This window comes from Nocardia sp. NPDC004722, assembly GCF_053601505.1.
Window position 1 is genome coordinate 1 of record NZ_JBSGBY010001009.1, and the last position, 1729, is coordinate 1729.

The 1729-nt window shown below is 71.6% G+C and carries 2 protein-coding genes; both read left to right on the forward strand.

Going from position 1 to position 1729, the window contains the following annotated elements:
- Positions 1-373: response regulator transcription factor (locus ACWELQ_RS45165; protein WP_452403102.1), on the forward strand; the 373-nt coding region annotated here is incomplete at its 5' end.
- Positions 374-629: 256 nt separating this feature from the next.
- Positions 630-1729: DUF418 domain-containing protein (locus tag ACWELQ_RS45170; RefSeq protein ID WP_452403103.1), on the forward strand; the 1100-nt coding region annotated here is incomplete at its 3' end.

Below are 1729 nucleotides of genomic sequence, written 5' to 3' on the forward strand. Positions count from 1 at the left end.
CCTGCTGTTGCGCGCCAACCTGGCCGAGAACGACGGCATGGTGTACCGCTCGATCAAGGACGCCGAGACCGCCATGACGCTCACCGGCACGGGCAGCCCCGAACTCACCACCGCCCTGCTGCGCCGCACCCGCGCCCACCCCGACCGCCGCGTCCCCGAGACCCTCGCCGACGCCATCGCCACCCTGAGCCCCCGCGAACTCGACGTCGCCCGCCTGGTAGCGGAAGGCGCCACCAACGCCGAAGTAGGCGCCCGCCTGCACCTCTCCTTGGGCACCGTCAAAACCCACATCGCCTCCATCCAGCGCCGCCTCGACGCCCGCAACCGCGTCGAAATCGCCGCCCGCGCCTGGCAATCCGGCCTGATGGACTGAACCGCGCGGAGAACCGAGCCCCGCTGGGCTACCCGGATCAAGGGCGCGCCCCACACCCCGACCTGCCCCGTAATCCCGGCGTTCTTCGGCCGGGATCCGTACACCGCACTGGCGCAGCCCTTTCGGTGGATTCCGGCCACCAGCACGCCGAGATGACTACGCGGCGGGGCCGATCATCCGTTCGGCTGACCGGCGGGCGGTGTTCCGGCCGTTCGGCCGATGTGGCGGTGACCTCGGGCGGGCGAGCATGGCAGGCATGAAACGACTGCCGAGCCTCGATATCCTGCGTGGATTCGCCCTGTGCGGCATCCTGTTCGCGAATGCGCCCGCCATCCTGCGACTGTCGCCGGTGCGGGCGGACGGGACGGTCGACCCGGTGGTGCGCTGGCTGGAATTCGCCGTCTACAACCGGTTCTTCCCGATGTTCTCGCTGCTGTTCGGGGTGAGCTTCGCGCTCATGTGGCAGTCGGCGCGAGGCCGCACGGGCTCGCCACGGGTCGTGATGCTGCGCCGGATCCTCGCGATCGGCCTGCTGGGTGCGGTGCATCAGCTGCTGCAACCCGGAGAAGCATTGCTGCCGTACGCGATCGTGGCCCTGGTGCTGCTGTTGCCCGCGACCTTCCTCCCGACGCGCTGGACGGTACCGGTGACGGCCGGTGCCGGTGCGGTCGTGACGGTGGTGGCCGCCGTGGCGGCGCCGGGTCTGTTCGAGGTGCCGGGCCTGTTCCTGCTCGGCTTCGCCGCGGGGATGGCCGGATTGCCTGCCCGCCTGGCCGAATCGGGTCATCGGGTGCTGCCGGTAGCGCTGCTCGTGCTCGGCCTCGCCGCCGTCCCGGCGCTGCTGTTGCAATCGGCACATCCCGAATTCGGTGCGATCCCGGGGCTGATCCTGGCCGCCGCGTACGGGTGCGCGGTCCTGCTGCTGCTCGATCATCGCGCGGCATCGCCGGTCGCCGCGATCTTGTCCGCACTCGGCCGCACGGCCCTCACCAACTATCTCGCCGCGACCGTATTCGTGGTCGCCGCACGGGCTTTCGCGCCCCGTCTGGGTCTCGACCCGACCGCTCCGCGCGCCTGGAGCCGCATGCTCGTGCTGTGCGTCGCGATCCTCGCCGTCCAAGCCTTCGCCACGACATGGTGGCTGCGCCGCTTCCGCCAGGGCCCGGTGGAGTACCTCGTGCGCCGCGCCAGCTGGGCCGGGGCCACACCCGCCCGAGAGGCTGACCTCGTCCAGGGGCGGAGCGGCCCCGCTCTGGGGACCGGCCGCAGTCAGGGGGACGGCCTCAGCCGGGAGGACCGCCTCAGTCGGGGGACCACCCTCAGTCAGGGAACCGCCCTCAGCCAGGGGGACGGGCT